The organism is Nocardioides litoris (assembly GCF_006346315.1).
Classification (GTDB): Bacteria; Actinomycetota; Actinomycetes; order Propionibacteriales; family Nocardioidaceae; genus Nocardioides; species Nocardioides litoris.
Genome location: NZ_VDMR01000002.1, coordinates 328,142 through 347,850, shown reverse-complemented (window position 1 = coordinate 347,850; position 19,709 = coordinate 328,142). Strand labels below are relative to the sequence as shown.

Below are 19,709 nucleotides of genomic sequence, written 5' to 3'. Positions count from 1 at the left end.
CGCCGCCGGCCGGGCGTGCCTCAGGCGGTGGCGTCGCCGCCGGGGGGCGGCGGGGTGCGCACGGCGTGACCGCCGAACTGGTTGCGCATGGCCGCGATCGCCTTCATCGCCGGGCTGTCGTCCTGGCGGGAGGTGAAGCGGGCGAAGAGCGAGGCCGCGATCACGTGCATCGGGACGGCGTTGTCGATCGCGGCCTCGACGGTCCAGCGGCCCTCGCCGGAGTCGTCGGCGTACCCGGCGAGCTGGTCGAGGTGCTCGTCCTCGTCGAGGGCGGCGACGAGGAGGTCGAGGAGCCAGGAGCGGATCACGGTGCCGCCGCGCCAGGAGTTGAAGACCTCGGCCACGTTGTCGACGTTGTCGACCTTCTCCAGCAGCTCCCAGCCCTCGGCGTAGGCCTGCATCATCGCGTACTCGATGCCGTTGTGGACCATCTTGGCGAAGTGGCCGGCGCCGGGCTTCTTGCCGGCGTGGACGAACCCGAACTCGCCGTCGGGCCGCAGCGCGTCGAAGGCGGGCTGGGCCTTGGCCACGTCGTCGTCGGCGCCGCCGACCATGAGCGCGTAGCCGTTCTCGAGGCCCCACACGCCGCCGGAGGTGCCGCAGTCGACGAAGCCGATGCCGCGCTCGGCGAGCATGGCGGCGTTGGCCTCGTCGTCGGTCCAGCGGGAGTTGCCGCCGTCGATGACGAGGTCGCCCTCCGAGAGCAGCTCGGCCAGGGCGTGGATGGTGCTGCTGGTGGGGTCGCCGGCCGGGACCATCACCCACACGACGCGCGGCGCGTCGCCCGGGAGCGCCTCGACCATCGCCTCGAGGCTGTCGGCGTCGGCGAGGTCGGGGTTGCGGTCGTAGCCGACGACGGTCAGGCCGGCGTTGCGCATGCGGGTGCGCATGTTGCCGCCCATCTTCCCGAGTCCGACGAGTCCGAGGTGCATGGGGGTTGCCTCCTGCTGGGGCCCGCTGGGGCCGGGGTGTGGGTCTGGTGGCGGTGGTCGCGGCGGCGCGCTGCCCCGTCGACCGGGGCCAGGAGCCGGGGTCAGGACAAGAGTCGCCGGGGCATCAAGAGGTAGCGGAACCCGGGGTCGCTCGCCCCGTCGTCGGCCGCCACGCCGCTGAGGACCACCGGCTTGGAGGCCTGGGTGAAGGCGAGCTCGACGACCGGCTGGTCGATCGCCCCGAGGCCGTCGAGGAGGAACTGCGGGTTGAAGCCGGTCGTGATGTCCTCGCCCTCGATCGTGGCGGGGACCGACTCCGAGGCCTGCGCCTCGTCACCCGACCCAGCGTCGAGGGTGAGCACGCCGTCGCTGAAGCGCAGCTGCACCGCGGTGTTGCGCTCGGCCACGAGCGAGACGCGCTTGACCGACTCGATCAGTGCAGCCTTGTCGACCTGGGCGGTGGTGAGCTTCTCGGCCGGGAAGAGGCTGCGGACCTTGGGGAACTCGCCGTCGAGCAGCCGGGTCGTGGTCCGGCGCACGCCGCCCGGCCCGACGCCCTCGAAGCCGATGAGGCCCTCGCCGGTGCCGCCCGCCGCGAGCGCGATCGTGACCTCGCTGCCGGAGGTCAGCGACTTGGCGGTGTCACCGAGCACGCGGGCCGGCACCAGGGCGGCCAGCGACTCGTCCGGGGTGCCGGGGTCCCACGCGAGCTCGCGGTGGGAGAGCCGGAAGCGGTCGGTGGCCAGCAGCGAGATCGAGGAGCCGTCGATCTCCAGCCGCACGCCCGTGAGCACCGGCAGCATGTCGTCGCGGCCCGCGGCGGTGACGGCCTGCGAGACGGCGTGGGCGAAGACGTCGCTCTGCACCGTGCCGGTGGCCTGGGGCATCGAGGGGATCGTCGGGTAGTCCTCGACCGGCATCGTCTGCAGGCTGAAGCGGGCCGAGCCGCAGGTCAGGGAGACCCGGGCGCCGTCGATCACCATCTCGACCGGCTTGGCGGGCAGGCTGCGGCAGATGTCGGCCAGCAGCCGGCCGCTGACCAGGGCGCGCCCCTCGTCGGCGACCTCGGCGCTCAGCGTCGCCCGCGCCGAGGTCTCGTAGTCGAAGGTCGACAGCACGAGGCCGTCGTCGCTGGCCTCGATGAGCAGACCGGCGAGGACGGGGGCGCTGGGGCGGACCGGCAGGGTCCGGGCGGCCCAGGCCACGGCATCGGCCAGGACGTCTCGTTCGACGCGGAACTTCACGGCTGGTCCTTCATCTCACGGGAGTGGGTGCGGAGCCCGGGGGCGGGCCGCACGGCGGGATCGCATCCTGCCACGCGGGGGTGGTCCTCCACAGGGGGAGGCCCGGACGGAGTTCCACGGTTCGTCGTCGCTCTGGAGTCTGGTCGTAGTCACAGGAGCTGTGGAATGTGTGGAGGACCGGCGTCGGTGCTGGTCAGCGGGTCTCCACACCGGTGGATGAGCCTGTGGACGGCGGCCGGGTCGTCCGGTTCGGGCTGTGGATCGATGCCGACCTGGGGATGACAGGTGCTGGTTCGTCCCCAGATCCTCCCCGTGTAGTTCGTACGTCGGGTCGGGGCGCGTCCACAGGCGGAGAGTCCTCCGACCGGTGCGCGGCGCGAGGCGGCTCAGGCCTGGCGCGCCTGCATCTTGACCCGGTTGGTGAGCTCGCTGACCTGGTTGAAGACCGCCCGCCGCTCGCCGAGGAGCTGGTTGATCTTGCGCTCGGCGTACATGACGGTCGTGTGGTCGCGGTTGCCGAACTGGGCGCCGATCTTGGGCAGCGACATGTCGGTGAGCTCACGGCACAGGTACATCGCGATCTGCCGCGCGAGGACCAGGTGGCGGCCCCGGCTGGGCCCGGTGATCTCCTCGATCGGCAGCCCGAAGTAGGCCGAGGTCTGGGCGATGATGAGCGCCGAGGTGATCTCCGGCTCGCCGCCCTCGGGGATCAGGTCCTTCAGGACGATCTCGGCCAGCGTCATGTCGACCGGCTGGCGGTTGAGGTTGGCGAACGCGGTGACCCGGATCAGCGCGCCCTCGAGCTCGCGGATGTTGGTCTGGATCTTCGAGGCGATGAACTCGAGCACGTCCGGCGGGGCGGTGAGGCGGTCCATGGCCGCCTTCTTGCGCAGGATGGCGATCCGGGTCTCGAGGTCTGGGGGCTGCACGTCGGTGATGAGGCCCCACTCGAACCGGTTGCGCAGCCGGTCTTCCAGCGCCTCGAGGCGCTTGGGAGCCCGGTCGGAGGTCAGCACGATCTGCTTGTTGGCGTTGTGCAGCGCGTTGAAGGTGTGGAAGAACTCCTCCTGCGTCTGCGTCTTGCCCTCGAGGAACTGGATGTCGTCGATGAGCAGGACGTCGACCTCGCGGTAGCGGCGCTTGAACCGGTCGAGCCGGTCGTCGCGGATCGCGTTGATGAACTCGTTGGTGAACTCCTCGCTGGAGACGTAGCGCACCTTGGCCCCGGTGAACAGGCTGCGCACGTAGTGGCCGATCGCGTGGAGCAGGTGGGTCTTGCCCAGCCCGGACTCGCCGTAGACCAGGAGCGGGTTGTAGGCGCGACCCGGTGCCTCGGCGACCGCGACGGCCGCAGCGTGGGGGAATCGGTTGGACGAGCCGATGACGAAGGTCTCGAAGGTGTACTTCGGGTTGAGCCGCGTCTCGAGCGCCGACTTGGCCTGGTCACCCTGGCCGGGCGCGCCCCCGACCGCCGGGAAGGCGGTGGTGGACCCCTCGCTGCCGGCGGGCAGGTCGGCCGAGAGCAGATTTGTCGACACATCGATCTGTTGATCTGTCGCTTCGTCCGTGGTTGTCACCGGCGCGTCCTCGGTGGGCACGACGCGGCCCAGCTCCGGCTCCACCGTCACCGCGACCCGGATCTCCAGGCCGAGTCGGTCGGTGAGCGCGTCCTCGAGCTGGGCCCGGAGGCGGCCCTCGAGCTGGGAGCGGGTGAAGTCGTCCGGCACGGCCACGATCGCGGTCGACTCGTGCAGGTGCACCGGCCGACTCAGCTTGAGCCAGGCCTGCTGGTGGGCCTGGAGCTCGGTGACCACCGCACGCCAGGCGGTCTCGAGCTCGGGGGTCCCGGGCTGGTCGGGGCGGTCGGCTCGGTCGGGCCCGTGGTCGTCCACTGGTGCGTCGCTCCGCTTCTGGGGTCCGGGGCCGCCGTGGGCCCCTCGGTGGGTGGTCCGAGCCCCGGCCGGCCGGGGGACGGGTCCGTCCCGGCGACTGTTCCACAGCTTTGTCCACAGCCTGTGAATGGGGGTCCCGGGAGGGGACGAGGTGCGGCGGGGAACCGGCCAGGGCCCGGCCCGCATCGCGTCGGTGCAGGTCAGCGGCACGCGTAGGAGCAGCGGCCACCGAGACGGCGACGTCGGGCGGTTCGGGTCCGGGGTCGGAGGGGAAGCCCGGTGGCGGGCACGCTAGTCGGGCGCGAGGCACGACGACAAGACGTCATCCACAGGCCGTGGACGGGGCGCGACGGTTTGACCGGCTTCTCGGGCAGCGCGTACCGTTCCAAGGTCGCACGGGGTCCGGTGCTGCACTGTGTCGCGTCCCGCGGGGCTCGCACGGGCGCCCGGCACGGCCCCACGGCGACCCGGACTGTACCTCTCCGCGCACCCGGTGTGCGGGACCCGCCAACGAAGGAATGCCGTGAGCAAGCGCACCTACCAGCCCAACAACCGTCGCCGTCACAAGACCCACGGGTTCCGGCTCCGCATGCGCACGCGCGCCGGCCGCGCCATCCTGTCGGGGCGCCGCCGCAAGGGCCGCAAGAGCCTGGCCGTCTGAGCCGGCCTCGGCGCCGGCCCAGGCCCGCGGTCGACGATGCTCGCCGCGCGACACCGACTCACCGAGGCCGCCGGGTTCCGTGAGGTGAGCCGCCGTGGGCGGCGCGCCGCCGCGGCGACCGTGGTCGTGCACGCGCGCCCCGAGGCGGGCGATGGCCCGAGGGCCGGGTTCGTCGTCGGACGCACCGTGGGTGGGGCCGTCGTGCGCAACCGGGTACGCCGCCGGCTGCGCCACCTCGTGGCGGGCCGGATCGAGGCCTGGCCGGGCGGCACGACGGTCGTGGTCCGGGCTCTCCCGGCCGCGGCGGTTGCGTCGTACGCCACCCTGGAGAGCGACCTCGACGCCTGCCTGCGTCGGGTGCTGCCCCGGGAGGCCGCGTGAAGCACGTGCTCGTCCTGCTGCTGCGGGCCTACCGCCTGCTCATCAGCCCGCTGTACGGCCAGGTGTGCCGCTACTACCCCTCGTGCTCGGCGTACGCCCTCGAGGCCGTGCAGGTGCACGGCAGCGTCCGCGGCTCGTGGCTCGCGGTGCGCCGGCTCGCCCGGTGCCACCCGTGGGCCGCCGGCGGCGTCGACAAGGTGCCGCCGCGGCGCGGTTCGGTCGTCGCCGAGCCGGCTGCACCCCTCTCCCCCGACCACGACGCCGTGTCCTGCGGTGCGCCGACCCACCACCAAGGAGCCTGAGCCCGTGGGCATCTTCTCCGACCTCGGCAGCTTCGTCATGCAGCCGCTGTACTACGCCATCTCGGGCATCATGCTCGGCTGGCACGAGCTGCTCAGCCTCGTGCTCGACCCGGAGGGCGGGCTCGGCTGGGCGTTGTCCATCGTGGGCCTGACGCTGGTCATCCGGGTGCTGCTGATCCCGCTGTTCGTCAAGCAGATCAAGTCGCAGCGCAACATGCAGCTCATCCAGCCCAAGGTCAAGGAGCTGCAGAAGAAGTACGGCCACGACCGGCAGCGTCTCGGCGAGGAGACGATGAAGCTCTACAAGGACGCGGGCACCAACCCGTTCGCGTCCTGCCTGCCGCTGCTGCTGCAGATGCCGATCTTCTTCGCCCTCTTCCGCATCCTCGACCAGGCCTCCAAGAACGGCGAGGGCCGCGGGTTCCTCACCGACGCCCGGGCCCAGGACTTCGCCGACTCGCTCATCTTCGGCAAGATCCCGATCTCCGAGTCCTTCTGGCAGGCGAGGGTCTGGGGACCTGACGGTGACTGGACCGTCATGATCTTCTCGGTCTTCCTGGTCATCGCGATGACCGCGACCACCTTCACGACCCAGCGCCAGCTGATGAGCAAGAACATGCCGGCCGATGCGCTGACCGGTCCCTACGCGCAGCAGCAGAAGGTCCTGCTCTACGTCCTGCCGCTGGTCTTCGGCATCTCGGGCGTCGCGTTCCCGATCGGCGTCCTGCTGTACTGGACGACCTCCAACCTGTGGACGATGGGGCAGCAGTTCTACGTCATCCGCAACAACCCCGCGCCCGGCACGCCGGCCTTCGACGCCAAGGTGAAGCGCGACGCCGCCAAGGGCAAGGGCCCGGCGGTCGAGAGCGGGACGAGCGGCGGCGCCACGGCCGCCGTCCTGGACGACGAGCGACGCCCAGCCACCCGCCAGCAGCCCAAGCGCCAGACCAAGGCGCAGCGCCAGGCTGCTGCGCGCAAGGCCGCCACTCCCCCGGACGAGGCCGTGCCCTCCCTGGAGAAGAAGCCGACGCCCCGAGCCGCGGCACCCACGACCAAGCAACCCACCAAGAAGCAGCGAGGAGGCCGCCGGTGAGCACCGAGCCGGACCTGACCAACGTGGACAACCCCGAGTCGGCCGAGGTCGCCGACCGTCCGGAGCAGGCCGCCGACGGGTCGTCCGTGCCCCCCGTCGAGAGCGGCGAGGACCAGGCGCCCGCGGGTGAGGGCGACCACGTCGACCTGCTCGAGCAGGAGGGCGACATCGCCGCCGACTACCTCGAGGAGCTGCTCGACATCGCCGACCTCGACGGTGACCTGGACATGGACGTCGAGGGCGACCGGGCGGCGGTCTCGATCGTGGGGGCCGACCTGAACCAGCTCGTCGGCGACAAGGGTCAGGTGCTCGAAGCCCTGCAGGAGCTGACCCGGCTCGCCGTCTACCGCGAGACCGGCGTCCGGTCTCGGCTGATGCTCGACGTCTCGGGGTTCCGAGCCGACCGTCGCACGCGGCTCGAGGAGATCGCCCGCGAGACGGTGGCCGAGGTGCGGGCCAGCGGCGAGCGCCGTTCGCTCGACGCGATGTCTCCGTTCGAGCGCAAGGTCGTGCACGACGCCGTGGCCGCCGCCGGTCTGTCGTCGGAGTCCGAGGGTGTCGAGCCGCGCCGCTTCGTCGTGGTGCTGCCGGAGTAGCCCGTGTCCGACGTTTCACGTGAAACATCGGCCGAGACGCCCCCCGCGCCCCCGTCGGCGCGGGGGGCTTTCGGTTCCCGCCTCGACCTCGCCGAGCGGTACGCCGCGCGGTTGGCCAGTGACGGCCTGGTGCGCGGCGTCATCGGTCCCCGCGAGGTCCCTCGCGTGTGGTCGCGCCACCTCGTGAACTCGGCGCTGCTGGGTGAGCTCGTCCCCCACGGCGCCTCGGTCGCCGACGTGGGGTCTGGAGCCGGCCTGCCCGGCGTCCCGCTCGCCATCGCCCGCCCCGACCTGACCGTGACGTTGATCGAGCCGTTGCTCAGGCGCACCCGGTTCCTCGAGGAGGTCGTCGACGACCTGGAGCTGGACAACGTCGTCGTGCGACGCGGACGGGCCGAGGAGCTGCACACGGCCACCGACCTCCGTCCGGGCTTCGACGTCGTGACGGCGCGCGCGGTCGCGCCCCTGGGCCGCCTCGTCGGTTGGTGCCTTCCCCTGGTCGCGCCGGCCGGGGCGCTGACGGTGCTCAAGGGGTCCTCCCTGGACGAGGAGCTCCAGGAGGCGCAGGCCGTGCTCCGCCACTGGGGGGCCACCGACCCGGCCGTCACTCCCCTGGGTGACGACGGCGAGGACCGGACCTGGGCGGTCACGGTCCGCTGGACCGACCCGTCTCGTGCGTCGTGGCCCGCTCGGCCGGCGGCGGCCGCTCGTGGTGGCCGCCGGCGGCGGCGCTGACCTCCCCCCGGCGTCCCCACTTCGTCCCCGGCCCTGCCGATCTGGCAGAGTCGTCCCGCGCTCGATCCGCTTGTTTCACGTGAAACGGAGTTCCCCGTGACCGTCCCGCCGAGGCCGTCGTCCTCTGCCCCACGCACCGCAGGCGACCTCGCCGACCTGAGCGACGCCTATGACGCCGAGGCCACGCCCCTCGCCCGGGCCGCGCAGCACAGCCTGCTGGCCCGTCAGTCCCGGCAGGCGACCCGGGCCACCGAGGCCGTGCCGCGTCCCCGTGCGACCCGGGTGATGGTGGTCGCGAACCAGAAGGGTGGCGTCGGCAAGACGACGTCCACGGTGAACGTCGCGGCGGCGCTCGCGCAGCTGGGCCAGCGGGTGCTCGTCGTCGACCTGGACCCTCAGGGCAACGCCTCGACCGCCCTCAGCATCGACCACCACCGCGGCGTCCCGTCGACCTACGACGCCCTCGTCGAGGGTCGACCGCTCGCCGAGGTGGCGCAGCCGTGCGCCGACCTGCCCGAGCTCCACGTGGTGCCCGCGACCATCGACCTCGCCGGGGCCGAGATCGAGCTCGTGAGCGTGGTCGCCCGCGAGGGCCGCTTGCGCAAGGCCATCCACGGCCACCCGCGGGTCGCGCCGACGCCCGGGGGTCCGGACGACCGCTTCGACTACGTCCTCATCGACTGCCCGCCCTCGCTGGGCCTGCTGACCCTGAACGCCCTGGTCGCCGGTGACGAGATGATGATCCCGATCCAGGCGGAGTACTACGCACTGGAGGGCCTGGGCCAGCTGCTCGAGACCGTCGAGATGGTCAAGGCCCACCTCAACCCCGGTCTCGACGTGAGCACCATCCTCCTCACCATGTACGACGCCCGCACCCGCCTCGCCGCCGGCGTGGCCGAGGAGGTGCGGGGCCACTTCGGCGACCAGGTGCTCCGCACGGCCATCCCGCGGTCGGTCCGGGTGTCCGAGGCGCCGTCGTACGGCCAGACGGTGATGACCTACGACCCCGGCTCGCCGGGCGCGCTGTCCTACTTCGAGGCAGCTCGCGAGATCGCCACGAAGGGGGCCCGCGCATGAGCACCCCGTCCGGAACCAAGCGCGGTCTCGGCCGCGGTCTCGGCTCGCTGATCCCCACGGCGCCCACACCGCCCGCACCGGCGTCCGGCGCCGGGGCCGGCCGCGACGCACCGGGGCTGGACACCTCGGCCGACGCTCCCGCGGCGGTCACCGAGCCGGTGCTGGTCGCGGGCGCCTACTTCGCCGAGCTGGCGCCCGGGTCGATCCGGCCCAACGCCGTGCAGCCCCGCCAGGTCTTCGACGAGGACGCCATGGCCGAGCTCGTCCACTCGGTGCGCGAGGTCGGGTTGCTGCAGCCGATCGTCGTCCGCGCCACCGGCGACGGTGAGTACGAGCTCATCATGGGGGAGCGGCGGTGGCGCGCCGCCCAGGCCGCGGGCCTAGAGGCCGTCCCGGCCATCGTGCGGCAGACCGACGACGTCGACATGCTGCGCGACGCGCTCCTGGAGAACCTCCACCGCAGCCAGCTCAACCCGCTCGAGGAGGCGGCGGCCTACGCCCAGCTCCTGGAGGACTTCGGCTGCACCCACGAGGAGCTCGCTGAGCGCATCGGCCGGTCTCGACCGCAGATCAGCAACACGATCCGGCTGATGCGGTTGAGCCCCTCGGTGCAGCGACGCGTGGCCGCCGGCGTGCTCTCGGCCGGGCACGCGCGGAGCCTGCTGTCCGTCGACGACCCGGAGGTGCAGGACCGGCTGGCCCAGCGCGTCGTCGCCGAGGGCATCAGCGTCCGCGCCCTGGAGGAGATCGTCGCCGTCCAGGGAGCGGCGGGGGAGGGCCGTCCGCGCCAGGTGCGCCGCAAGCCGGTGGCACCGGGGTTGAACGACCTCGCCGAGCGCCTCTCCGACCGTCTCGAGACCCGCGTGAAGGTCGAGCTCGGGCAGCGCAAGGGCAAGATCACCGTCGAGTTCGCCTCGCTGGACGACCTGCGCCGCATCGTCGACATCATGGACCCGCGCAACCGGGACGACCGGCCTATCTAGTCGATTCGTCGACGTGTCGATGTGTCGACAAAGGCCCAAAGCCATTTGTCGACCAAGAACTAGGCCGGTTCGCCCTGGTCCCGCTCGGCCCGGCGGGCCGCCCGCACCCGCTTCTCCTCGGCGTCGAGGCGCTCTGCCTCCTCAGGGGTGGGCGCGCTCCCGCCGTACGACGCGGGCAGCCACCACGAGCCCGGGGGCTGCTCGGCGGCGGGGTAGGTGCGGATCGTCTCGTCGAGCAGCGAGCGCATCACCCGGTGCAGGTCGGCGGTCTCGGCGACCGGGTCCTCGCCGGTCGGGTGCAGCGGCGGGGCGACGCGCACGGCGATGGTCTTGCCACGGGAGAAGTCGCGCGGGTGGCCCTTGGTCATCATCCGCTGCGTGCCCCACAGGATAACCGGCACGAGCGGCACGCCCGCGGCCGCGGCGATGCGCACCGCGCCGGTCTTGAACTCCTTGAGCTCGAACGAGCGGGAGATGGTCGCCTCGGGGAAGATCCCGACGGCCTCGCCCGCCCGGAGGTGCTCCAGGGCGGTCTGCAGGGACTGCTCGCCGGCGCCCCGGTCGACCTCGATGTGGTGCAGCGAGCGCATCAGCGGGCCGGTGTACTTGTGGTCGAACAGCTCGCGCTTGGCCATGAACCGCACCTTGCGGCCCGACGGGTTGGCCGCGAGCCCGCCGTAGATGAAGTCGACGTAGCCGATGTGGTTGACCGCGAGCAGGACGCCTCCCGTGCGCGGCACGTGCTCGGTGCCGCTCATCTGGAACCGCTGCCCGAGCAGGCGGAACGCCGTCTTGGCGGCGACGATGATCGGCGGGTAGGTGAGGTCGCGCATGTCCGGTGGGCTCCAGGGTTCGAGGTCGAGCGGGCGGCGTACGGCGGGGCGGAGGCGTCTCAGCTGCGGCGGGTGGCGAGGAAGTCGGCGATCCGGCCGATCGCGTCCTCGAGCTGCCCGACGTCGGGCAGGGTCACCAGCCGGAAGTGGTCGGTCCGCGGCCAGTTGAAGCCGGTGCCGTGGGTGACCAGGATCTTCTTGGCCCGCAGGAGGTCGATGACGAAGGCCTGGTCGTCGTCGATGGGGTACATCTCGGGGTCGAGCCGCGGGAAGCAGTACAGGGCGCCCTGCGGACGGACGTTGGTGACGCCCGGGATCTGGTTGAGCAGCCGGTCGGCCAGCATGATCTGGTCGTAGAGCCGACCGCCGGGGACGATCAGCTCCTCGATGGACTGGTAGCCCCCGAGCGCGGTCTGGATGGCGTGCTGGCCCGGCACGTTGGCGCACATGCGCATGTTGGCGATGAGGGTGAGGCCCTCGAGGAAGTCCTGGGCGATCTCCTGGGGCCCGGAGATCATCACCCAGCCCGCGCGGTAGCCGCAGACCCGGTAGGCCTTGGAGAGCCCGCTGAAGGTCAGGCACAGCACGTCGTCGCCGGCGCTGGCCGCCGCGTGGTGGTGCACCGCGTCGTCGAAGATGATCTTCTCGTAGATCTCGTCGGCGAAGACCACGAGCTCGTGGCGGCGGGCGATGTCGACGAGCCCGTCGACGACCTGCTTGCTGTAGACCGCGCCCGTGGGGTTGTTGGGGTTGATGATGACGATGGCCTGGGTGTGCTCGGTGATCTTGGCCTCGACGTCGGCCAGGTCGGGCGCCCACCCGTTGGTCTCGTCGCACAGGTAGTGCACCGGGGTGCCGCCGGAGAGCGAGACCGCGCCGGTCCACAGCGGGTAGTCGGGTGCGGGCACGAGGATCTCGTTGCCCTCGTCGACGAAGGCCTGGAGCACCATCGAGATCAGCTCGGAGACGCCGTTGCCGATGAAGACGTCGTCGACGGCGGTCTCGCGCAGGCCGCGCTGCTGGTAGTACTGCGCCACCGCGGTGCGCGCGGAGAAGATGCCCTGGCTCTCGCTGTAACCCTGGGCCTGCGCGAGGTGCCGGGTCACGTCGGCGAGGATCGCCTCGGGGGCCTCGAAGCCGAACGGGGCGGTGTTGCCGATGTTGAGCCGCAGGATCCGGTGGCCCTCGGCCTCCAGCCGCTGGGCCTCGACGAGGATCGGTCCCCGCACGTCGTACCGGACGTCGTGCAGCTTCTTGCTCTGACGGATCTGGCGCACCGATCCATCCTCGCAGGTCACCCGTGCGGGCTACCCTCGGATTCCATGACGCGCCGGACCGTCCGGCTCACCCCGGACCTGCTGACCGACCTCGGGGAGGCCGGCGTGCCGTGCCGCAGCTGTGTGCGGTGGGAGGTCGACCCGGTCCGCCGCGGTTGCCTGCACGACAACGCCGACGCCGCGGCGGAGAAGGACGCCTGGCTGTCCCTGGTCCTGCGCGAGTGGGGCTCCTGCGGCCGGGTCGCACTCGTCGACGACCAACCGGTCGGGTACGTCGTCTACGCGCCGCCGGCGTTCGTGCCGGGCGCCGACGGCCACCCGACCGCGCCGGTCAGCCCCGACGCGGTGCTGATGACCACGGCGTACGTCGCCCCGGGCCACGACGGCGGTGGGCTCGGCCGGGTGCTGGTGCGGGCGATGGCGCGCGACCTGGTCGAGCGCGGTGGGGTCCGCGCCGTCGAGGCCTTCGGCTCGACCCGGGGGGCGCCGTGCCTGCTGCCGGTCGACTTCCTCTCGCGCACCGGCTTCCGCACGCACCGCTCCCACCCCACGACGCCGCGGATGCGGATGGACCTGCGCTCGGCGCTGAGCTGGCGCGACGAGGTCGAGGTCGCGCTGGAGAGGCTGCTCGGCGCCGTCCGACCGGGTCGGGCGCCGTCGCCGGTGCACCGGACGCACGAGACCCCCGACGCCGGGTGACGTCGGGGGCCTCGGTGCTGCTGTGGTGGTCGACCGGGTCAGGCCGTGAACTCCTCGAGCTCCTTGAGCAGCGCCGCCTTCGGGCGGGCGCCGACGATGCTGCGCACGACCTCGCCACCCTGGTAGACGTTGATCGTCGGGATGCCGGTGACGCGGTAGGACGAGGGCGTCACGGGGTTCTCGTCGACGTTCATCTTCAAGAACGTGATCTTGTCGCCGTGGGCGGTGGCGATCTCGTCGAGGATCGGGGCGACCTGGCGGCACGGGCCGCACCACTCGGCCCAGAAGTCGACGAGCACGGGCTTGTCGGACTGGAGGACCTGCGTGTCGAACTCGGCGTCGGTCACGGCGGAGATGTTGGCCATGGTGCTTCCCTTCGGGTTGGTCTGGGGGCTGCGGAGGAGGAGATGGAGGGGGAACGCCGGGCGCGGCCCGGGTGTTCCCGGGGCGCTCGGGGCGTCAGAGGACGGCGGCCTCGGCGTCGGCGCGCTCCTGCGCCTCGGCACCGGTGGAGGCCAGCTGGTGGTCGAGCTCGGCGAGGTAGCGCTCGGCGTCGAGGGCGGCGGCGCACCCGGTGCCGGCAGCGGTGATGGCCTGCCGGTAGATGTGGTCGACCAGGTCGCCCGCGGCGAAGACGCCGGGGATGTTGGTGCCGGTGCTGGGGTGGGAGGCGATGACGTAGCCCTCGTCGTCGAGGTCGACCTGCCCGTGCAGCAGCTCCGAGCGGGGGTCGTGCCCGATGGCGATGAACAGGCCGGTCGCGTCGAGCGCACGCGTCTCGCCGGTGACGGTGTCCTTGAGCGTCAGCGACTCGAGCTTGTCCTCGCCGTTGATGGTGTCGACCACGGAGTTCCACACGATCTCGAGCTTGGCGTCGGCGAAGGCCCGCTCCTGCATGATCTTGGAGGCCCGCAGCTCGTCACGGCGCACGATGAGGGAGACCTTGGACCCGAACCGGGTCAGGAACGTGGCCTCCTCGATGGCCGAGTCGCCACCGCCGACCACGGCGATGTGCTGCTCGCGGAAGAAGAAGCCGTCGCAGGTGGCGCACCAGGAGACGCCGCGCCCGGACAGGGTGTCCTCGTTGGGCAGGCCGAGCTTGCGGTAGCCCGAGCCCATGGCCAGGATCACCGCGCGGGCGGTGTAGGTGTCGGTGGCGGTCTTGACGACCTTGACGTCACCGGTCAGGTCGACCTCGACGACGTCGTCGGGCACGAGTTCGGCGCCGAAGCGGCGGGCCTGCTCCTTCATCTCGTCCATCAGGGCCGGGCCCATGATGCCGTCGCGGAAGCCGGGGAAGTTCTCGACCTCGGTGGTGTTCATCAGGGCGCCGCCCGCCGTCACCGAGCCCTCGAAGACGAGGGGCTCGAGGCTGGCCCGGGCGGCGTACACGGCGGCGGTGTAGCCCGAGGGGCCCGAGCCGATGATGATGACGTCGCGGGGCGCGGTGGCGCTGTCCGACATGCTGGGTCGCTCCTTGGGGCTGGCGGGTGTCGTGCGGTGGTGCTCGGTCCAACGCATCGTAGGCGAGCGACATTCCGCGGCCCGCGGGCGCGGCCGGTGGCGCGCCGCGCCAGGGACGGTTACGGCGCGGCGATCGAGACCGACCGCAGGGGAGCGCCGCTGCCGCACTGGAGCAGGTCGACGGTCTGGGTGCCGCCCACGGGTGGCCGGAAGGCCACGACGGCCGGGCGACCGTCGTAGAGGACGGCGACGAGCGTGCCCTCGCCCCAGTCGGCCGGCGGGCAGACGAACCCCGGCGCCTGGCTCAGGGACCGGCCGTCGAGCTCCGAGCCGGGGCGCCCGGGCACGGCGCCCGGCGCGTCGCGCAGGGCCACGACCGCCTCGGGGAAGGTCGCCGCCTCGAGCCGGGGGAGGGAGTCGGGCGCCGCCGCGGGCGGCGGCGGAGCGGAGTCGGCCGCCGAGGGACCCTCGGCGCCCTCCTGCTGGGCCTCACCGCCGGCACTGCCCGAGGAGGCCGTGCCGTCCTCGTCACCGCTCCCCGGGTCCACCACCTGGCCGAGCCCGATGCCGAGCACGACGACCGCCGCGGCCGCTCCGAGCAGGCCCACGACGCGACGTCGACGACGGCGCGCCGCCAGGTCGACCACCTCGCCGCCGGACGGGCGCGGGGGCGGGGGCGGTGGGCCGAGGTGGGGCGCCGGCGGGCCGACGTACGGCGGCGGGGGGACGACGGCCGCGCCCGTCCGCTCGACGTCGCGCTCGACGTCGCGCTCGACGTCGCGCTCGGCGTCGAGGCCGGCCAGCGTCGCGTCGAGCCGGGCCGCGACGTCGGCGGGCACGGGCCCGTCGTGGCGCGCCTGGGCCAACAGGCGGCGCACGGCCTCCTGCTCGCGCGGGTCGGCCTCGGGCTCGTGGTCGGTCATCGGTCCTTCTGCAGGGTGGGTCCGGGTGTCTCGGCGGGTCGGGCGCCTCAGGCGGGTGGACCGCGGGACGGCGGCAGGGGTGGGACGTGCCCAGCGGGCGGTCGGTTCCCCGGAGGGGCGGCCGGCTGCTCGGCGTCGGGCAGCAGGTCGGCGAGCAACGACGCGAGACGGGTGCGTCCACGCGAGCAGCGGGACTTCACGGTGCCGACGGCGCAGTCGAGGACGAGCGCGGCCTCCGCGACGGGGTAGCCCTCCATGTCGACGAGCACGAGCGCCGCTCGCTGCTCCGCGGGCAGCTGGGCGAGGGCGTCGAGGACGCGGCGGCGACGCTCCCCGACCACCGCCACGTCGGCCGGGTCGACGGGCTCGGCGCCGCCCGCCGCGGCCGTCACCAGGGCACCCCGACCCGCGTGGTCGTCGAGGTCGTCGGGCAGGGCCTCGGCGCGCCGGACCTTGGCCGCCCGCAGGCGGTCGAGGCAGGCGTTGACGACGACCCGGTGCAGCCAGGTGGTCACCTGCGCCTCGCCGCGGAACGAGGCGGCGCGGCGGTAGGCCGCGACCATGCCGTCCTGGAGGCCGTCGGCCGCGTCGTCGGGGTTGCCCGTGGTGCGCAGGGCGACCGCCCACAGCCGGTCGCGGTGGCGCCCGAACAGCTCCCCGAACGCCGCCGGCTCACCCGCGACGTGGGCGTTTAGGAGCTCGGCGTCGCTGCGGGGGTCACCGTGCCGGTCGCCGTGCCGGTCACCGTGCTGGTCGATCACTCGCCCCGCACCACCGCGTCGGCGACCGTGCCCCGGTGGCGACCGTCGTCGTCGCGGGGGAGCGCGGTGAACCAGACGACCACGAACGACCCGGAGGCGCCGTCGGTCGACAGCACCAGCCGCTCGCCGTCGGCGGTGCCCTGTGCGGTCGGGGCGACGCCGTCGACGGCGGCGGCCGAGGCGGGTCGCTCGTCGAGGACGAAGACCGACACCGAGGACGGGGTGCGCTCGAGGGTCAGCTCGACCTGGTCGACCCGGTGGGAGCCCCCGAGGTCGAGCACGAGGCCGACGCCGGTCTTGAGGCCGGGGGGCGGCCCGAGCTGGTCGACGTACCCCTGGGTGCTCCAGGTGGTGGCGGGGTCACCGTCGACCGCCAGGGGTGCGTCGGCGTCGTTCTCGGTGGGCGGGTCACCGAGCGGGTCGAAGGCCGCGGCCGTGACTCCCGCGAGCGGCGGGCCGGGCACGGTGGCCGCCACGGCCCGGGCGCTGCCGCGGCTGCGGTCGGACCCGTCGGGACCGTCGGCCCCGTCGGCGCCGGAGCCACCGCCTCCGCGGACGTTGAGGAACACCACGACCGCCACCGCGACCAGGGCCAGCACGGCCAGCAGCACCGCGGTGCGCAAGAACCCCCGGCCGGGGACCCCGCCCTCCTCGCCCTCGGTCGGTGCGGTCGCCGGCAGGCCCGTCGACGCACCGGTGCCGGTGTCCCAGGGCCAGAACTCCCCGGTGCGCGAGGTCGCCTCGCTCCGCCGCTCGGCCGGTGGCCGGGGCACCCGGGCGGGCTCGGGGGCGAAGAGCGGGCGCTCGGGCGGGTTGTCGAAGGGCGGCGGGGGCGGGGCGGGCTCGGTGCGGCGCTCCAGCCACGACACGTCCTCGTCGGGGTCCTCGCCCCAGACCGGCAGCCCGGCCTCGGTGGGCCGGTCGACCTCGGTGACCGGCTCCGGTTCGCGTTCGGGCTCGGGTTCCGGCTCGGGCTCCGGGTCGGGCTCCGGGTCGGGCTCCGGGTCCGGCTCCGGCGGCGGGGTCGCGGCGCGGGCGAGGTCGTGGGGGCGCAGCTCGGGCACGGGCGGCAGCACGACCTGCGGCTCCTCGGGCATCTCCGGCACCCCGGCGAGCAGCGCCTCCGGCATCCCGGCCGGGTCGCCGACGTACTCGAGGAGGAAGTCGGCGACGCCCCGGGCGGTGTCCAGGCCGAGGCCGGCGAGCTCGCGGTGCTGGGTGCCGGGGTGGAGCACCTCGTCGCAGAACAGGTCGAGGGACCGCGGGATGCCGGCCCGCACCTGGCGTGGCCGCAGGACCTCTCCGTGCGTGCGGGGCGCGGCGGCCACCGCGGAGGCGGACGGGCCCGCCCAGCGGGCGGTGAGGGCGCAGTAGAGGAGGCCGGCGAGGTCCTCGACGTCGCGGAGGCGGGCGGGACCCGGGTCGGGTCCGACCGGGTCGAGCCCGTGCAGCACCGCGTCGACGCACAGGCCGATGACCCGGACGCCGCCCGCGCGGTCGACCAGGACGTTCTCGGGAGTCAGGCGGCCGTGGGCGACGCCGGCCGCGTGCGCCGCCGCCACCGAGTCGGCGACCTGGGCGACCAGCCACGCCGCCTGCCGGTGGCCGAGGGTCGTGCGGCCGGCGACGACGACGTCGAGGGAGGCGCCCCAGCCCCACTCGTTGACGACGTAGCACTCCTCCGCGGTGCACTCGGCGTCGAGGACCCGCAGCACCCGCCGGTCGGGCACGGTCGCGGAGCGGCGCGCGGCCTCCATCAGCCCCGGCACGCGGTCGTCGTCGCCGCGGATGACGTGCACCGCGACGTGGCGCTCGAGCACGGGGTCGTGGGCCCGCCAGAACCGACCCCCGTCGCTCTCGACGAGCAGGTCGACCAGCCGGTAGCGACCGCCCAGCACGTCACCGGGTCGGGTGGCGTGCGGCACCGGGCTCGTCTCCTCGGGGTGGGCGGGACGCGGGCCCCCATCGTAGGCCGGACCGGTCGCCCCGTGCTGGCCCCTCGCCGGACTCGGCTAGCGTCCGAGGCGGCGGGTGACGGTGCGGACCACGTCGGTGACCTCCTGCAGCCGGACGAGCCGGGCCGCGACGAGGAAGACGACCCCCGCGACCCCCACGACGCCCGCGGCGCGCACCAGCGAGAGCAGCAGGGTGTCGTCGTCGCCGAGGGCGCGCAGGCCGACCCCGGCGCCGGCGGCCGCCGCGGCGGTCAGGCCCACGGCGAGGGCGAGCCGCGCGAGGTAGCCCAGCAGGCCGGCGCCGCCGAGGCCGCCGAGTCGGCGCGACAGCACCGCGTAGGAGATGGCCGCGCCCACGGCGTACGACGACGCGTAGGCGAGCACGAGGGCGGGGGAGGTGCCGGCGGCGTCGGCGCGCCGCACCAGCACCAGGGCGGCGGTGATGTTGGTGGCCGCGACGGCGCACTGGACGAAGAAGACGGTGCGGGTGCGCTCGAGGGCGTAGAAGCCGCGCAGCACGAGGTAGTGGACGGTGAACACGACCAGGCCGGGCCCGAACAGCGACAGCGAGGCGACGTAGTTGTCGTAGTCGGCCGCCGCGGCGCCGTACCCCCAGATGACGCGGGCCAGGTCGTGGGCGGCCAGCGGCAGGACCGCGGCGAACGGCACGACCACGGCGAGCGCGGTGCGCAGCGCCGAGCCCAGGGTCGAGGCGAGGCGGGTCGTGTCGCCCGCCGAGGCGTGCCGGGACAGCTGGGGCAGGATCGCGGTCGCGAGGGAGACCGTGATGACCGAGTGCGGCACCATCACGATGAGGAACGTCGAGGCGTAGACGGTGTAGCCGGTGCCGTCGCCCCCGCCGTCGGCCGTGCCGCCCGAGGCCAGCGCGACCACGACGGTGTAGGCGACCTGGTTGACCACGACGAACAGCACGGTCCAGATGCCCAGGCGCAGGGTGTGGCCCAGGCCGGTGCCGCGGAAGTCGAAGCGTGGCCGGAAGGTGAAGCCCGCCGCACGCAGGTAGGGCACCAGGATCAGCAGCTGGGCCGCGATGCCGACGGTCGAGCCGAGGCCGAGGAGCAGCTCCTGGCCGCTGCTGAACGGCCCGTCGGTCTCGGCGCCGCGGGCGGGGCCGAACGTGGTGAGGTAGACGACGAGCACGCCGACGGAGATCACGTTGTTGGCGATCGGCGCCCACATCATCGGGCCGAAGCGGCCGCGGGAGTTCAGGATCTGACCGACGAGCACGAACATGCCGTAGAAGAAGACCTGCGGCAGGCACAGCCGGGCGAAGTCGACGATCGAGGCGAGGTGCCGGGCCCGGTCGGGCTCGTCCCACCGGTCGCTGAGGTAGAGCGACATCAGCTGCGGCGCGAAGACCACCAGGGCCACCGTGACCAGGCCCAGGAACAGCGCGGCCAGCGTGACGACCCGGTTGGTGTAGGCCTCGCCGCCGTCGGGGTCCTGCGCCATCGCCCGCACCAGCTGCGGCACGAGCACGGCGTTGAAGACGCCGCCCGCCAGCAGGATGTAGAGCATGTTGGGCACGGTGTTGGCGATCGTGAAGATGTCGGCGTGCAGGGTCGCGCCGAGCGCGGCCGCCAGCAGCGCCGAGCGCACGAACCCGCTCATCCGGGAGACCACCGTGCCCGCGGCCATCACCGCGCTGCTGGTGAGCACCGAGCGCTGCTCGTCGGCCGCGGCGCGGTCGGGATCGGAGTCGGGGCCGGCCACCGTCGGGACCTCGGCCGTGGCGAGCGGGTCGGCGGGCGTGGTCGGGTCGGCCGGGTCGGCGGCGGCCTCGGGTCCGGTCGGCCCCACCGGCGCACCGGGCGCCCGGTGCGTGGGCTGGGCGGGTGGCAGCGGTTCCGCGGGCCCGGGGTGGGGCGCCGCGTGCTTGC

20 protein-coding genes are annotated in these 19,709 nt (G+C 73.5%); 9 read left to right on the top strand and 11 right to left on the bottom strand.

Features of this window, described 5'->3' with window-relative positions; all coding sequences use genetic code 11:
* Positions 1-20: 20 nt before the first annotated feature.
* The 3 genes from gnd to dnaA all read right to left on the bottom strand — a co-directional run bounded on the left by gnd (position 21) and on the right by dnaA (position 4,068).
* Positions 21-932: a phosphogluconate dehydrogenase (NAD(+)-dependent, decarboxylating) gene (gene gnd / locus FJQ57_RS09770; protein WP_139979697.1), complete on the bottom strand. Its 912-nt coding sequence runs from the start codon at positions 930-932 to the stop codon at positions 21-23.
* 101 nt (positions 933-1,033) lie between these two features.
* Positions 1,034-2,176 (bottom strand): DNA polymerase III subunit beta, encoded by a 1,143-nt coding sequence (gene dnaN / locus FJQ57_RS09765; protein ID WP_139979695.1) that lies wholly within the window; start codon positions 2,174-2,176, stop codon positions 1,034-1,036.
* A gap of 386 nt (positions 2,177-2,562) precedes the next feature.
* Positions 2,563-4,068, bottom strand: a complete 1,506-nt coding sequence (dnaA, locus tag FJQ57_RS09760; protein WP_139979693.1) for a chromosomal replication initiator protein DnaA — start codon at positions 4,066-4,068, stop codon at positions 2,563-2,565.
* Between the two features lie 523 nt (positions 4,069-4,591).
* Here dnaA and rpmH point away from each other — a divergent pair.
* From rpmH to FJQ57_RS09720, 8 genes are all read left to right on the top strand, one after another.
* On the top strand, positions 4,592-4,729 hold the full coding sequence (rpmH, locus tag FJQ57_RS09755) for a 50S ribosomal protein L34 (protein ID WP_139979691.1): 138 nt from the start codon (positions 4,592-4,594) through the stop codon (positions 4,727-4,729).
* A 36-nt stretch (positions 4,730-4,765) separates the two neighbouring features.
* Entirely contained in the window at positions 4,766-5,110 is a 345-nt protein-coding gene (gene rnpA, locus FJQ57_RS09750) for a ribonuclease P protein component (protein WP_139979690.1), read from the top strand.
* Positions 5,107-5,412 (top strand): membrane protein insertion efficiency factor YidD, encoded by a 306-nt coding sequence (yidD, locus tag FJQ57_RS09745; protein WP_139979688.1) that lies wholly within the window; start codon positions 5,107-5,109, stop codon positions 5,410-5,412. The genes rnpA and yidD overlap by 4 nt, the downstream gene beginning before the upstream one ends.
* Positions 5,413-5,449: 37 nt before the next feature.
* Positions 5,450-6,505 (top strand): membrane protein insertase YidC, encoded by a 1,056-nt coding sequence (gene yidC, locus FJQ57_RS09740; RefSeq protein ID WP_425465420.1) that lies wholly within the window; start codon positions 5,450-5,452, stop codon positions 6,503-6,505.
* On the top strand, positions 6,502-7,101 hold the full coding sequence (locus FJQ57_RS09735; protein WP_211348840.1) for a Jag family protein: 600 nt from the start codon (positions 6,502-6,504) through the stop codon (positions 7,099-7,101). Before yidC ends, FJQ57_RS09735 begins: the two co-directional genes overlap by 4 nt.
* A gap of 3 nt (positions 7,102-7,104) precedes the next feature.
* Complete coding sequence (gene rsmG / locus FJQ57_RS09730; RefSeq protein WP_139979684.1) at positions 7,105-7,836, top strand: 16S rRNA (guanine(527)-N(7))-methyltransferase RsmG; 732 nt, start codon at positions 7,105-7,107, stop codon at positions 7,834-7,836.
* 96 nt (positions 7,837-7,932) lie between these two features.
* The gene (locus FJQ57_RS09725; RefSeq protein ID WP_211348839.1) at positions 7,933-8,913 is read left to right on the top strand and encodes a ParA family protein; all 981 of its coding nucleotides are present in this window, start codon (positions 7,933-7,935) and stop codon (positions 8,911-8,913) included.
* Positions 8,910-9,896, top strand: a complete 987-nt coding sequence (locus FJQ57_RS09720) for a ParB/RepB/Spo0J family partition protein (protein WP_139979682.1) — start codon at positions 8,910-8,912, stop codon at positions 9,894-9,896. The genes FJQ57_RS09725 and FJQ57_RS09720 overlap by 4 nt, the downstream gene beginning before the upstream one ends.
* A 59-nt stretch (positions 9,897-9,955) precedes the next feature.
* On the opposite strand, the gene FJQ57_RS09715 is transcribed toward FJQ57_RS09720, so the two are convergent.
* Together FJQ57_RS09715 and FJQ57_RS09710 are read right to left on the bottom strand one after the other, a co-directional pair.
* Positions 9,956-10,729, bottom strand: a complete 774-nt coding sequence (locus FJQ57_RS09715) for a lysophospholipid acyltransferase family protein (RefSeq protein ID WP_139979680.1) — start codon at positions 10,727-10,729, stop codon at positions 9,956-9,958.
* 59 nt (positions 10,730-10,788) lie between these two features.
* On the bottom strand, positions 10,789-12,006 hold the full coding sequence (locus FJQ57_RS09710) for a pyridoxal phosphate-dependent aminotransferase (protein WP_139979678.1): 1,218 nt from the start codon (positions 12,004-12,006) through the stop codon (positions 10,789-10,791).
* A 45-nt stretch (positions 12,007-12,051) separates the two neighbouring features.
* On the opposite strand from FJQ57_RS09710, the gene FJQ57_RS09705 reads away from it, so the two are divergent.
* On the top strand, positions 12,052-12,705 hold the full coding sequence (locus tag FJQ57_RS09705; protein WP_139979676.1) for a GNAT family N-acetyltransferase: 654 nt from the start codon (positions 12,052-12,054) through the stop codon (positions 12,703-12,705).
* Between the two features lie 38 nt (positions 12,706-12,743).
* Here the strand turns inward: FJQ57_RS09705 and trxA are convergent, their stop codons facing one another.
* From trxA to murJ, 6 genes are all read right to left on the bottom strand, one after another.
* Positions 12,744-13,070: a thioredoxin gene (trxA, locus tag FJQ57_RS09700; RefSeq protein ID WP_139979674.1), complete on the bottom strand. Its 327-nt coding sequence runs from the start codon at positions 13,068-13,070 to the stop codon at positions 12,744-12,746.
* A gap of 94 nt (positions 13,071-13,164) precedes the next feature.
* A complete protein-coding gene (gene trxB / locus FJQ57_RS09695) occupies positions 13,165-14,169 on the bottom strand; it encodes a thioredoxin-disulfide reductase (RefSeq protein WP_139979673.1) in 1,005 nt (334 codons plus the stop codon).
* Positions 14,170-14,288: 119 nt separating this feature from the next.
* Positions 14,289-15,092 carry a hypothetical protein gene (locus tag FJQ57_RS09690; RefSeq protein WP_139979671.1) on the bottom strand — a complete coding sequence of 268 codons (804 nt, stop codon included), beginning with the start codon at positions 15,090-15,092 and terminating at the stop codon, positions 14,289-14,291.
* A 47-nt stretch (positions 15,093-15,139) separates the two neighbouring features.
* Positions 15,140-15,853, bottom strand: coding sequence for an RNA polymerase sigma factor SigM (sigM, locus tag FJQ57_RS09685; protein WP_139979669.1), 714 nt, complete (start codon positions 15,851-15,853; stop codon positions 15,140-15,142).
* On the bottom strand, positions 15,850-17,778 hold the full coding sequence (locus FJQ57_RS09680; RefSeq protein WP_139979667.1) for a hypothetical protein: 1,929 nt from the start codon (positions 17,776-17,778) through the stop codon (positions 15,850-15,852). Before FJQ57_RS09680 ends, sigM begins: the two co-directional genes overlap by 4 nt.
* Before the next feature lie 87 nt (positions 17,779-17,865).
* Positions 17,866-19,629 (bottom strand): murein biosynthesis integral membrane protein MurJ, encoded by a 1,764-nt coding sequence (murJ, locus tag FJQ57_RS09675; protein WP_246081717.1) that lies wholly within the window; start codon positions 19,627-19,629, stop codon positions 17,866-17,868.
* Positions 19,630-19,709 lie beyond the last annotated feature (80 nt).